The organism is Sphingomonas sp. CROZ-RG-20F-R02-07 (assembly GCF_022662335.1).
Taxonomy (GTDB): Bacteria; Pseudomonadota; Alphaproteobacteria; order Sphingomonadales; family Sphingomonadaceae; genus Sphingomonas.
On sequence record NZ_JAKNQJ010000009.1, the window covers coordinates 75,107 to 87,047 of the forward strand.

12 protein-coding genes are annotated in these 11,941 nt (G+C 69.7%); 10 read left to right on the plus strand and 2 right to left on the minus strand.

The annotated features are described in order from the left end of the window. The first annotated feature begins 5 nt into the window (after nucleotides 1–5). Genes L8H00_RS13635 through L8H00_RS13650 form a run of 4 tightly spaced genes read left to right on the plus strand, consistent with a single transcriptional unit; the run spans nucleotide 6 to nucleotide 4,368 of the window. A complete protein-coding gene (locus L8H00_RS13635) occupies nucleotides 6–1,364 on the plus strand; it encodes a methyl-accepting chemotaxis protein (protein ID WP_242097902.1) in 1,359 nt (452 codons plus the stop codon). Further along, a complete protein-coding gene (locus L8H00_RS13640) occupies nucleotides 1,364–2,731 on the plus strand; it encodes a methyl-accepting chemotaxis protein (protein ID WP_242097843.1) in 1,368 nt (455 codons plus the stop codon). Before L8H00_RS13635 ends, L8H00_RS13640 begins: the two co-directional genes overlap by 1 nt. 28 nt (nucleotides 2,732–2,759) lie before the next feature. Beyond that, nucleotides 2,760–3,449, plus strand: coding sequence for an SDR family oxidoreductase (locus tag L8H00_RS13645; RefSeq protein ID WP_242097844.1), 690 nt, complete (start codon nucleotides 2,760–2,762; stop codon nucleotides 3,447–3,449). Beyond that, entirely contained in the window at nucleotides 3,439–4,368 is a 930-nt protein-coding gene (locus L8H00_RS13650; protein ID WP_242097845.1) for a 50S ribosomal protein L11 methyltransferase, read from the plus strand. Before L8H00_RS13645 ends, L8H00_RS13650 begins: the two co-directional genes overlap by 11 nt. A gap of 208 nt (nucleotides 4,369–4,576) precedes the next feature. Here the strand turns inward: L8H00_RS13650 and phhA are convergent, their stop codons facing one another. Continuing rightward, complete coding sequence (gene phhA, locus L8H00_RS13655) at nucleotides 4,577–5,449, minus strand: phenylalanine 4-monooxygenase (RefSeq protein ID WP_242097846.1); 873 nt, start codon at nucleotides 5,447–5,449, stop codon at nucleotides 4,577–4,579. Between the two features lie 42 nt (nucleotides 5,450–5,491). On the opposite strand from phhA, the gene L8H00_RS13660 reads away from it, so the two are divergent. Then, nucleotides 5,492–6,202: a TIGR02117 family protein gene (locus L8H00_RS13660; RefSeq protein WP_347340735.1), complete on the plus strand. Its 711-nt coding sequence runs from the start codon at nucleotides 5,492–5,494 to the stop codon at nucleotides 6,200–6,202. Here L8H00_RS13660 and L8H00_RS13665 read toward each other — a convergent pair. Then, nucleotides 6,193–6,477, minus strand: coding sequence for a hypothetical protein (locus L8H00_RS13665; protein ID WP_242097847.1), 285 nt, complete (start codon nucleotides 6,475–6,477; stop codon nucleotides 6,193–6,195). The genes L8H00_RS13660 and L8H00_RS13665 overlap by 10 nt on opposite strands. A 108-nt stretch (nucleotides 6,478–6,585) precedes the next feature. Here L8H00_RS13665 and L8H00_RS13670 point away from each other — a divergent pair, with 108 nt between their 5' ends. Genes L8H00_RS13670 through L8H00_RS13690 form a run of 5 tightly spaced genes read left to right on the plus strand, consistent with a single transcriptional unit; the run spans nucleotide 6,586 to nucleotide 11,918 of the window. Next, nucleotides 6,586–7,113, plus strand: a complete 528-nt coding sequence (locus L8H00_RS13670; protein ID WP_242097848.1) for a 2Fe-2S iron-sulfur cluster-binding protein — start codon at nucleotides 6,586–6,588, stop codon at nucleotides 7,111–7,113. Next, nucleotides 7,110–8,096 (plus strand): xanthine dehydrogenase family protein subunit M, encoded by a 987-nt coding sequence (locus L8H00_RS13675; RefSeq protein WP_242097849.1) that lies wholly within the window; start codon nucleotides 7,110–7,112, stop codon nucleotides 8,094–8,096. Before L8H00_RS13670 ends, L8H00_RS13675 begins: the two co-directional genes overlap by 4 nt. Continuing rightward, complete coding sequence (locus L8H00_RS13680) at nucleotides 8,093–10,318, plus strand: xanthine dehydrogenase family protein molybdopterin-binding subunit (protein WP_242097850.1); 2,226 nt, start codon at nucleotides 8,093–8,095, stop codon at nucleotides 10,316–10,318. Before L8H00_RS13675 ends, L8H00_RS13680 begins: the two co-directional genes overlap by 4 nt. 57 nt (nucleotides 10,319–10,375) lie before the next feature. Next, nucleotides 10,376–11,299 (plus strand): XdhC family protein, encoded by a 924-nt coding sequence (locus L8H00_RS13685; RefSeq protein WP_242097851.1) that lies wholly within the window; start codon nucleotides 10,376–10,378, stop codon nucleotides 11,297–11,299. Next, the gene (locus tag L8H00_RS13690) at nucleotides 11,286–11,918 is read left to right on the plus strand and encodes a nucleotidyltransferase family protein (RefSeq protein WP_242097852.1); all 633 of its coding nucleotides are present in this window, start codon (nucleotides 11,286–11,288) and stop codon (nucleotides 11,916–11,918) included. Before L8H00_RS13685 ends, L8H00_RS13690 begins: the two co-directional genes overlap by 14 nt. Nucleotides 11,919–11,941 lie beyond the last annotated feature (23 nt).

Genomic DNA, 11,941 nt, shown 5'->3' on the forward strand with positions numbered 1-11,941 from the left:
ATGTGATCGCGACCGACCTGCCCCAGCCCACGACGATCGCCGCCGCCATCGATCTGCCCGCCCGTTTGCGGGCCTTCGACGGCGGCGACGGCACGCTCGTCTCGTCCGCGGCGGAATTGTGGACGATCATCGAACCCGATGCCGCGCTGATCGTCGACGCTTATTGGGCGCATTGGAGCGCGGCCAACCCCGGCAAGGCGCATTGGACGCCGCTCGAGGCGCACCGCCGCGCCGAGGCGGGCACCGCGTATCTGCGCAACCGCTTCTGCCGGCTCGATGGCCGCGCGTGGGTCGAGTCGCTCGAACGCTCCATTGCTTCGGCCCATGCCAATGGCGTGTCGACCATGGCGGTGCTCGCCATGAGCTGCGCGAGCGACCGGATGGCGATGAAGTCGCTGATGGCGCGGCTGCCCACCACCGATCCCCGCCACGAGCGGATGCTCGACACGCTGCTCCGCCTGTTCGGCATGGAAACCGAATTGACGGTCGAGCTGTTCGCCGGCTTCACCGCGCACCGCGACGGCCGCAACCGGGACCGGCTGGCAGGCGATTTCCGCGACGGGATCGCTGCGGTGGTCGAGGCGGCGAGCGAGGAAGGCCATGTGCTGCGCGGGCAGGCGGTACGCTCGTCCTCGTCGGTGCGCGGCATGCTGGGCAAGGCGAGCGAAGTGGCCGCCGCCGCCGAACAGTCCGCGGTCGCCATGCGCGAGGCGGCGCATACCGCCGCCGGGCTGATCCGCGCGATCGAGGATGCGCGCACCGAGGTGGAAGCCGCCGCCGAGATCGCCAACCGCGCCTCGGTGCAGGCGGGCCGCGCGGTCGGCATGTCCGAGGCGCTGAGCGATCATGCGCAGTCGATCGAGTCGATCCTCGGCCTGATCCGCGACATCGCCGGCCAGACCAACCTCCTCGCGCTCAACGCCACGATCGAGGCGGCACGCGCGGGCGATGCCGGCCGCGGCTTCGCGGTCGTCGCGCAGGAGGTGAAGAGCCTCGCCAACCAGACCGCACGCGCCACCGACGACATCGCCGCCAAGATCGCGGCGATCCAGTCCGCCACCAAGGGCACCGTCGACACCAATGCCAGCATCAAGGCGACCGTCGCCGAGGTGCAGGAATCCGCGCAGCGCATCCGCTTCGCCATGGAGGCGCAGGCGCAGACCGTCACCGCGATCACCGCCGCGGTGGACGAAACCGCGCTCGCCGCGGATTCGATGTCCACCACGATCGCCACGATCCGCTCCGATACCGAGGCGGTGGCATCCGAGATCGACGAGGTCGGGCGCGGCTTCGACGTGCTCGACAGCCGGCTCGGCAGCCTCAAGGCCCGCGCCGGCGACTTCGTCACGAAGGTGGCCGCCTGATGTCGACCGCCTTCGCCACGCAGCCGGCATCGATCGGCCAGTCGCGCTCGCTCAGCGACCGGCTGCGCGATTACGACTGGGACGGCGCGATCCAGCCGGCCTGCACCCGGATTGCCGCGCTGCTGACGATGGCGGATCACCATGCGATCTCGCGCAGCTTCTGGACGCATTATCTTTCGCTCGATGCGGCGCGCCATCTGCGCGACGCGATCGTCGGCGACGTTCTCGCCGCGCGGATCGAGGAAAGCGCGCGCTATGTGCGGGTCCGGTATACCGCGCCGTACGACGAGACCTGGCAGCGCATGGCCGAAACCAACGCCGAGCAATGCCGGGTGTCGAGAGTGCCGCTTCCCACGCTGCTCGCGTCGCTGACCTTCGCGCACAGCGTCACGCTCGCGCTGATCGAAGAGCGACTGGGCGATGATCGCCGGAGCATGCGCCAATTGGGTGACGTGGTGCAGCGGCTGGCGCTGATCGAATCGGACGTGATGGCGATGCATCTGGCCGAGCAGAACCGGAAGGATCTGCACGCGGAGCGGCAGATGCGGTCGGTCGCGTTCCGCCAGACGATCGCCGAATCGATCGAGGGCGCCGCCGCGCTCGGGAACCGGATCCGCGTCCAGGCGGGGAGCGCATCGGCCTCGACTCGCGGCATGCTGGGCAAGGCGAACGAAGTGGCCGCCGCCGCCGAACAGTCCGCGGTCGCCATGCGCGAGGCGGCACACACCGCCGCCGGGCTGATCCGCGCGATCGAGGATGCGCGCACCGAGGTGGAAGCCGCCGCCGAGATCGCCAACCGCGCCTCGGTGCAGGCGGGCCACGCGGTCGGCATGTCCGAGGCGCTGAGCGATCATGCGCAGTCGATCGAATCGATCCTCGGCCTGATCCGCGACATCGCCGGCCAGACCAACCTTCTCGCGCTCAACGCCACGATCGAGGCGGCACGCGCGGGCGATGCCGGCCGCGGCTTCGCGGTCGTCGCGCAGGAGGTGAAGAGCCTCGCCAACCAGACCGCACGCGCCACCGACGACATCGCCGCCAAGATCGCCGCGATCCAGTCCGCCACCAAGGGCACCGTCGACACCAATGCCAGCATCAAGGCGACCGTCGCCGAGGTGCAGGAATCGGCGGAGCGCATCCGCTTCGCCATGGAGGCGCAGGCGCAGACCGTCACCGCGATCACCGCCGCGGTGGACGAGACTGCGCTCGCCGCCGATTCGATGTCGACCAGCATCGCCACGATCCGCTCCGGCACCGAAGCGGTGGCATCCGAGATCGACACGCTGGGCCGCGGCTTCGGCGAGGTGGACGATCAACTGGGCGTGTTGCGCGGCGCGGCGGATTCCTTCTCGGCCAGCGTGGGCTAGCGCGCGAACCCGCGCTAAGGGTGCGGGCATGACCATCCTTCTCACCGGATCCAGCCGCGGCATCGGCGCGGCGATCGCCACCGCGCTCGGCGCGCGCGGCGCCACCGTCATGGGCCATGGCACCGCCAGCGGCATCCCCGCCGACTTCGCCGACCCCGAAGCCCCCCGCGCGCTCTGGGCGGAGGCGCTCGACCGGGCGGGTGGCGCGATCGACGTGCTGGTGAACAATGCCGGCGTGTTCGAGGCCAATCCGCTCGCCGCCGACGACTGGACCGCCGCCTGGGAGCGCACCATGCGCATCAACCTCACCGCCGCCGCCGAACTCTGCCGCCTGGCCGTGCTCCACTGGCAGGCGCGCGGATCGGGCGGCCGGATCGTCAACATCGCCAGCCGCGCCGCCTATCGCGGCGACAGCCCGGCGCACTGGCATTATGCCGCCGCCAAGGCGGGGATGGTAGCGATGACCAAGACGATCGCGCGCGGCTATGCGCGTGAGAACATCCTGGCCTTCGCGGTCTGCCCCGGCTTCACCATGACCGGCATGGCCGAGGATTATGTCGCGAGCCGCGGCGGCGACGCGTTGCTGGCCGACATCCCGCTCGGCCGCGTGGCGATGCCCGACGAGGTGGCGAAGGCCGCGTGTTTCCTGGCGCTCGACGCGCCGCCGTCGATGACGGGCGCGGTGCTCGACGTGAACGGGGCCAGCTATGTCCGCTGAGGCATGGAAGCTGTCGCTGCCCTGCACCCGCGCCGAGGCTGAGGCGATTGACGCGGGCGAGCATGACGGGGGCCTCGTGCTGATGACGACCGAGGAAGTGAACGACGACGCCGAACGCTGGCGGCTCGACGCCTATCTGGAGGCCGAACCCGATGCCGCGACGCTCGCCGCGATCCGCGCGCTGGTGCCGAGCGCGGGCAGCGCGGCGCCGCGGATCGAACGGCTGGCGGATGCCGATTGGGTGACGATGAGCCAGGCGGGGCTCGCGCCGCTGCATGTCGGCCGCTTCTTCGTCCATACGGGCGAGGCGGCGCCGCCGCCGGGCGTGCGCGCCTTCCACATCCCGGCGGGCCGCGCGTTCGGCACCGGGCATCACGAGACGACGAGCGGCTGCCTCGCGATGCTCGACGCGCTGGCCGATCGGGATTTCGGCAACGTCATCGACATCGGCACGGGCACGGGGCTGCTCGCCTTCGCCGCGGTGGAATTATGGCCCGGCGCGGACGCCACCGCGACCGACATCGATCCGGTCGCGATCGCGGTCACGCGCGAGAACGCGGCGCTGAACGGGGTGGCGGGCCTCGACCTGATCGTGGCGGACGGCACGCTCGATCCTGAGATCGTGGCGCGCGCGCCCTACGACCTCGTCATCGCCAACATCCTGGCCGGCCCGCTCGTCTCGATGGCGCCCGAGATCGCGGCGATCGCGGCACCGGGCGCGGCGATCGTGCTGGCGGGCCTGCTGGAGACGCAGCGCGAACCGGTGGCGGCGGCCTATGCGGCGTGCGGCTGCACGGTGGAGGCGGTCGACCGCCGCGGCGACTGGAGCGTCCTGCGGCTGGCGGCAGGCGCGGTGCGCTTCGTGGCGGACGGCCCGTTCGACCCCAAGGGCCGCGACGGCTGGGCGCTCGACATCTGAGGTGCCTCTCATCCTCCCCTGCAGGGAGGGAATTTTGATGACGTTACCCTGCTCCGTTCGCCCTGAGCCTGTCGAAGGGCCTGTGACGCAGGCGAAGGCTCGGCCGTGGAGAGCGTGCTTCGACAGGCTCAGCACGAACGGAAGAGGGATCGGATCAACCTGACACCATCCCGCGCTAAAAGCCCGGCAGGGCTGAGATCGTCCCGCTCTAGGCCCGCGTCCGCTCCGCCGCATAGGCCTGCGTCCCGCGCGTGAGCAGCACGTCGGCGGGCTCGATCGCGGCCACGGGAATGTCGGGCTGCGTCTTCAATTCGGCATAGAGCGGCGCGAAGTCGGTCTCGACGGTCGCGCGGAGCAGATCGTCGAAGCTCGGGATCACGAAGTAATTCTGCTGGAAATCGTCGATCCGGTATTCGGTGCGCATCACGCGCGCCAGATCGAAGGCGATGCGATTGGGGCTCGGGTCGTCCAGCGCGAAGCGGGTCTCGGCGAAGCTCGACACGATCCCCGAGCCATAGATGCGCAAGCCCTCGGGTTCGGCGATCAGCCCGAATTCCACCGTGTACCAATAGAGCCGGCCGAGATATTTGAGCGCATCCATCGACAGCGCGCGCTGGCCGCCCTTGCCATACGCCTCGAGATAATCGGCGAACACCGGATCGGCGAGCATCGGCACATGGCCGAATACGTCGTGGAAGACGTCGGGTTCCTGGATGTAATCGAGCTGGTCGGGCCGGCGGATGAAATTGCCCGCGACGAAGCGGCGATTCGCCATGTGATCGAAGAACACGTCGTCGGGCACGAGCCCCGGGACCGCGATCACCTGCCAGCCGGTGAGCCCCATCAGCCGCTCCGACAGTTCGGCGAAATCGGGGATGCCGGGCTTCGACAGCTTCAGCACGTCGAGCCCACGCAGATACGCGTTGGACGCCCGGCCGGGCAGCAGCGCCGCTTGACGCGCGAAGAGCGTATCCCAGGTGGCGTGCTCCTCGGGCGTGTAGCGATCCCAATCCTGGGCGATCGTCCAATCGGCGGCGGCGCCGGCGGGGGGAGCGTCGAGAACGTGCGTATCCTGTGCCATGATCCTGCCCTATCATGCCGTCGTGACGACCGGAACGCCCCTGTGACGATCGCGGTTGCACGAAAATGGGGCAACGCGCTCCTCGGTGCGGCGATGGCGGCGCTGCTCGGCTATGCGGCGGCGGGGCTGATCGGCGGCGCGATCCCCACGCATGCCGGATGGCGGCCGCCGGTCGCGGGCGTGCCCGTCTACCTCGAAAGCAACGGCATCCATGTCGGCATCGTCGTCCCCAAGCGGGCGGCGGGGGTGGACTGGCGACCGATCGCTCGCCCAGGCGGTCTGCGCGACCCGCGCTATGCCGCTTACGACCATCTCGCGATCGGATGGGGCGAGCGCGGCTTCTATCTGGGCACGCCGACCTGGTCCGACATCCGCCCGGCGACCATTGCCACCGCCGCGATCGGCAGCGACGCGACGCTCGTCCATCTCGAACATGTGCCCACGCCGGTGCCGGGCGGCGACGTGCGCCGGATCCTGCTGCGCCCCGAGGAATATCGCCGCCTCGCCGCGTTCGTCCGCGCCAGCATCGTGGCCGGTGGGCGCCATGATCCGGGCTATGGCGACTACGACGTGTTCGTGCAGGCGCGCGGCCATTATGATGCGGTGCACACCTGCAACGCGTGGGTCGGCGAGGCGCTGCGCGCCGCCGGGGTGCGCGTCGGCGCGTGGACGCCCTTTCCGGTCACGCTGCTGGGCTGGTTCCCGCCCGAGGCGCCCCTTCCCGCCCCGACGGCCGGCCGCTCTTACCGGTAGTTCGCCGCCGGCCGCTGCTGCAGATCGGCGCAGGCCGGATCGTCGGGATGCTTGCCGCACCGTTTCTGCAATTCGCGGTGCTCGCGGCCGGCGCGCTGCTCCTGCTTGCGCATCTTGCGGCCATAGTTGCGGTCCGCCTCGGACTGGCTGGTGGTGGCCCAGTCGACCGCCTTGCTGCCCGCCTTCACCGGGAGCGTCGCGACGTTCCACGCGGTCTGCGCGACGCAGCCGGCGGTCGCGAGCGGCAGCAGGAGCAGAAGGATCGTTCGACGCATGGGTTCGCCTCTTCGAGGTAAGGGAGCTTGTTGCGAGACGTTAGCAGATTTCGCGCGAAACCAACGCTTCATCTCCTCGTTCTTCCGGTTCATCCAGCGGGGCGATCCATGAAATTCACCATCAACGGCGAAACGCGCGAGACCGAGGCCGACATCCGCGCGTCGCTGCTCGACGTGCTGCGCGAGCATCTCCACCTCACCGGTACGAAAAAGGGCTGCGATCACGGCCAGTGCGGCGCGTGCACCGTGCTGGTGAACGGCCGCCGGATCAATTCCTGCCTGACGCTCGCGGTGATGCACCAGCAGGACGAGATCGTCACGATCGAGGGGCTGGGCCAGCCCGAGGCGCTGCATCCGATGCAGGCCGCGTTCGTGCGGCACGACGGCTATCAATGCGGTTATTGCACGCCGGGGCAGATCTGCTCGGCGGTGGGCATGCTCGACGAGGTGAAGAAGGGCTGGCCGAGCTACGTCTCGGAATCGCTGGAGACGTCGTCGCTGGACGACGAGGAGATCTCGGAGCGGATGAGCGGCAATCTGTGCCGCTGTTCGGCCTATCCGAACATCGTCGACGCCATTTCCGAAGTCGCCGGGCTGAACCCCGCCGCCCGCCAGACTGTGGGAGAGAAGGCATGAAGCCGTTCACCTACGAACAGGCCGCCAGCCCCGAGGCGGCGGTGATGGACGGCCAGGCGCCGGCGACCAAGTTCATCGCCGGCGGCACGAACCTGCTCGACCTCATGAAGCTGCAGGTTGAGACGCCCGAGCGGATCGTCGACATCAGCCGGCTCGATCTGGCCGAGATCGAGGAGCGCGCCGATGGCGGGCTCACGATTGGCGCGCTGGTGCCCAACAGCGATCTGGCCGCTGACCCCCGCGTGATCGCCAAATATCCGGTGCTCAGCCGCGCACTGCTGGCCGGCGCGAGCGGACAGTTGCGGAACAAGGCGTCGACCGGGGGCAATCTGCTCCAGCGCACCCGCTGCTATTATTTCTACGACACCAGCACCGCCTGCAACAAGCGTTCGCCCGGCAGCGGCTGTTCGGCGATCGGCGGCACCAACCGGATCCTCGCGATCCTCGGCACCAGCGACCAGTGCATCGCCACGCATCCGGGCGACATGCCCGTCGCGATGCGCGCGCTGGACGCGACGATCGTCACGCTGAAGCCCGATGGCGACCGGCGCCGGATCGCGATCCACGATTTCTACCGTCTGCCCGGCGACACGCCGCAGATCGAAACCGTGCTGGAGCCGGGCGAGCTCATCACCCATGTCGAGCTGCCGACCCCGCCCGAGGGCAAGCAGCTCTATCGCAAGGTGCGCGACCGGGCGTCCTATGCCTTCGCGCTCGTCTCGGTGGCGGGCGTGGTGAAGATGGAGGGCGGCACGATCGCGTCGGCCGCGCTCGCCTTTGGCGGGCTGGGGCCGATGCCATGGCGCGACCCGGCGGTCGAGGCCGCGCTGGTCGGCAAGACACCGTCCGACGCGGTGTTCGCCGCCGCCGCCGACGCGTTGCTGCGCGACGCGCGCGGCTATGGCGACAATGATTTCAAGATCCCGCTCGCCCGGCGGACGCTGATCGCGTCGCTCCGCGAGCTGACCGAGGATGCCGCATGAGCACCACCAACAGCCTGACGATGAACCAGCCCGTGCCGGCCAGCCTGCTCGACATCGGCGCGCAGGATCTGATCGGCAAGCCGCTCGACCGCGTCGAGGGCCCGCTGAAGGTGACCGGCACCGCGTTATACGCCGCGGAATACCGCGTCGAGGATCTGGCCTATGGCGTGCTGGTCGGTGCGAAGATCGGCAGCGGCAAGATCGTCTCGGTCGACGCGGATGCGGTGAAGGCGATCCCCGGCGTGATCGACGTGGTCACCGATTACGACACCTTCATCCAGGTATCGGCCCAAGGCGGCGAGACCAAGGCGCCCGCCCAGGGCGTGAAGACCGTCACCTATCGCGGCGAGATCGTCGCGATCGTGCTGGCCGAGAGCTTCGAGGTGGCGCGCGACGCGGCGCAGCGGCTCGAGATCGTCTATGACGAGGACGAGGGCGCGTATGATTTCGACGCGTCCGATCGCAAGGTGGACAGCAAGCTGCCCCCCAACAACGTGCCCGCGCACAGCAGCCAGGGCGATCTGGACGCGGCGATGGCCGATGCCGCGGTAACGCTCGACGTCACCTACACGACGCCCAGCCAGAACAGCGCGGCGATGGAGCCGCACGCCTCCACCGCGGTGTGGAAGGACGGCTCGCTGACGCTGTTCGGCGCATATCAGATGCCGACGTCGGATTCGCAGCAGCTCGCCAAGGCGCTGGGCGTGAGCAGCTCGAAGGTGCGGATCATCACCCCCTATGTCGGCGGCGGCTTCGGCTCGAAGCTCGGCATCGCGCCCGAGAGCGTGGCGGCGGCGGTCGCGGCCAAGCGGCTCGGCCGCCCCGTCAAGGCGGTGATGGCGCGCCAGCAGGTGTTCGAGGCCACCCCGCGCCGGTCGAACACCGAACAGCGCATCCGGCTCGCTGCGGACGCCCAAGGACGGCTGACCGGCATCGGCCACGAGACGCTCGCGTCCAATCTGGAGGGCCAGGATTTCTTCGAGCCGGCCGGCGTGTCGACCCACTTCATGTATGCCGGCGAGAACCGGACGATCACGCATGATCTGGTGCGGCTGAACTGGGGCCTCGCGGGATCGATGCGCGCACCGGGCGAGGCGGTGGGCATGCTCGCCGTCGAAGGCGCGATGAACGAGCTGGCCGACAAGATGGGGATCGATCCCATCGAACTGCGGCGCCGCAACGATCCGGCGACCGATCCCGAAAAGGACATCCCCTATTCGAGCCGCCAGCTGACGCGCTGCCTCGACGAGGGCGCCAAGGCCTTCGGCTGGGACAAGCGCCAGGCCAAGCCCGGCTCGACGCGCGACGGCGAATGGCTGGTGGGCATGGGCATGGCCTCGGCGACGCGGTCGAACGTGCTGATGGAATCGTCCGCCTGCGTGACGATCACGCCCGCCGGCACCGCGGTCGTGGAAAGCGCGATGACCGATATCGGCACCGGCAGCTACACGATCCTCACCCAGATCGCGGGCGAGATGCTGGGCCTGCCGATCGACCGCGTCACCACCAAGCTGGGCGATACCGCCTATCCGCCCGCCGCCGGATCGGGCGGATCCTGGGGCGCGGCGTCGTCGGGATCGGCGGTGTATCTCGCCTGCGAGATGCTGCGCGAGAAGCTCGCCGACGCGATGGGCGTCGATCCCGAGGCGCTGACGCTGAAGGACGGGCTCGCGATCGGCGACAACCGCTCGGTGCCGATCGGCAGCCTCGTCGGCGAAGGGCTGGAGGCGACCGGCACGATCAAGCCGGGGCAGCAGGAAAAGACCTTCACCCAAGCCTCCTATGGCGCGCATTTCGCCGAGGTGGGCGTCAATGCGGTCACGGGCGAGGTGCGCGTGCGCCGCATGCTGGGGGTGTTCGCCGCGGGGCGCATCCTGAACGCCAAGACGGCGCGCTCGCAATGCCTGGGCGGCATGACGTTCGGCATCGGCACCGCGCTGACCGAGGAGCTGATCCACGATCCGCGCACGGGCAAGGTGGTGAACCACGATCTGGCCGAATATCACGTGCCGGTGAACGCCGACGTGCCGCAGATCGAGGTGCGGTTCCTCGAGGAGCGCGACATCCACGCCAATCCGATCCACGCCAAGGGCATCGGCGAACTCGGCATCTCGGGCGCGGGCGCGGCGATCGCCGCTGCGGTGCACGACGCCACCGGCATCTGGGTGCGCGACTATCCGCTGACGCTGGACAAGTTGCTCGACCAACTTCCGGCGGTGTAACGCCTCGCCATCGCTATCCCGGCGGCCCTGCCTTGCCGGGCGGATCGAAGGAAAATCATGGCCGAAAACGACACCGTCCTGGCCGCCGCGCGCGGCTGGAAGGGCGAGCCGATGGCGATCGCCACCGTCGTCTCCACCTGGGGATCGGCGCCGCGACCCAGGGGCAGCCACATGCTCGTCCATGCCGATGGCCGGTTCGAGGGATCGGTGTCGGGCGGTTGCGTCGAGAGCGACATCCTCCAGACCGCGGCCGACGTGATCGCGGGCGCCCCCTTCCAGGTGAAGCGCTACGGCGTGGCCGATGCCGCCGCTTGGGAGGTGGGCCTGCCCTGCGGTGGCGAGATTTCGGTGATGGTACAGCCCGTCTCCGCCGCCGGCTTCGATCCCGAGCTGTTCGACCGGATCGCGGCCGCGCGCGACGAGGGGCAGGCGATCACGGTCTCGACCGATCTGGAGACGGGCCATTCGGATGCGCGGCCGGTCGAGACGGGCGCCGCGTTCGTCAACCGCTACGATCCGCCGCGCCGGCTGCTGATCGTCGGCGCGGTGCAGATCGCGCAGGCGCTCGCCGGGCTCGCACGCGAACTGGGCATCGCCACCGTCGTGATCGATCCCCGCGCGCGCTTCCTCACCGAGGAACGCTTCCCCGGCACCACGCTCGACGATCGCTGGCCCGACGAGGCGATCGCGGCCTATCGGCCCGGCCCCTCCACCGCGGTGGTGACGCTCAGCCACGATACCAAGATCGACGATCCCGCGCTGATCGCCGCGCTCGGTTCGGGCGCCGCCTATGTCGGCGCGCTGGGTTCGCGCCGCAGCCACGCCGCGCGTCGCGAACGCCTCGCCGCCGAGGGGATCAGCGAGGCGCAGCTCGACCGGATCGACGCGCCCGTGGGGATCGACATCGGCGCGATTGGGCCGTCCGAGATCGCGCTGTCGATCGCCGCCGCGATGGTGGGAGCCTTTCATGATCGATCTTGAGAAGACCGTCCTCATCCTGCTCGCCGCGGGGCGCTCGTCGCGCTTTCCGAACGGCAACAAGCTGGAACAGGAATTTCTCGGCCGCCCGGTCGGCCTGCACGTCGCGGTCGCGCTGGAGGACATGCCGTTCCTCGACCGGATCGCGGTGGTGGACGGCAGCACGCTCGATTACGGCGCACACGGCTTTCGCGTGATCCACAACGACGATCAGGCGGCCGGGATGTCGCACTCGGTCGGGCTCGGCGTCGCCGAGGCGAAGCGGCTGGGTGCGGAGGCGGTGCTGATCGCGCTGGCCGACATGCCGCGCGTGACCGCCGCGCATATCTACCGCATGCTCGACGCCGCGGATTCGGCGGACGCGGTGGTCGCGTCGAGCGACGGCGCGCACCCGCGCCCGCCCGCGCTGTTCGCGCGCGAACGCTTCGATTTCCTCATGGCGCTCGAGGGCGACGAGGGCGCACGCCGGATGGTGCGCGCCGGCCGCCACGTCGTCACCGCGCGCGCCGAGCTGGTCGATATCGACACGCCCGAGGATCTGGAGCGCCTGCGCACGCTGGTCCATTCGCCGCCACACAGCGTCGCCCGGCCATCGCCCACGATCGGGGATGCCGGGGTCTAGGGGCGGGTAACGTCAGCTTGACC